Consider the following 615-nt stretch of genomic DNA (forward strand, 5'->3'; position numbering starts at 1 on the left):
TCGGTGGTCGCGACTTCCAGGCCGCCGACCTGGTTGAAGCAGGAGATGCCGTCCTCGGTGAGGGAGAGGAGTTTCTCGACCGTGTATTTGGCGAACAGGGCCATGGACTTGGACGGGTTGGTCTGGAAGACCAGGCCGGGGGCGTGCGAGGTGGACCCGCCGGGCATGTTCAGCGGGCCCTGGTCCAGGACGGTGATGTTGTTCCAGCCCCGGGTGACGAGCTCATCGGCGAGGTTGGTGCCCACGATCCCGGCTCCGATGATGACAATACGTGGCGACGATTCCATAAAAGGGTTCTCCTGCAAATTCTCTAAAGACTGTGTGCCGGCGTGGCGGGGGTTAGCGGAAGACGACGGTGCTGGTGTCATCCAGCAGGACGCGGTGCTGGCAGTGCCAGCGCACGGCCCGGGACAGGGCGAGGGCTTCGGCGTCCTGGCCCACGGTGGAGAGCTGGGCGGGGCCGTAGGTGTGGTCCACGCGGATGACTTCCTGTTCGATGATCGGGCCCTCGTCCAGGTCCGCGGTGACGTAGTGCGCGGTCGCGCCGACGAGTTTCACGCCCCGGTCGTAGGCCTGGTGGTAGGGGCGGGCGCCCTTGAACCCGGGCAGGAAGGA

General features: G+C 66.0%; 2 protein-coding genes. Both read right to left on the minus strand.

The features are described 5' to 3' along the window. The coding region (locus AC5RTT_RS20705; RefSeq protein ID WP_494146729.1) for an FAD-dependent oxidoreductase at positions 1-287 on the minus strand (287 nt) is incomplete at its 3' end. Positions 288-339: 52 nt separating this feature from the next. Then, the coding region (locus AC5RTT_RS20710) for a formyltransferase family protein (protein ID WP_494146730.1) at positions 340-615 on the minus strand (276 nt) is incomplete at its 5' end.

Source organism: Arthrobacter sp. Y3221157 (assembly GCF_059089865.1).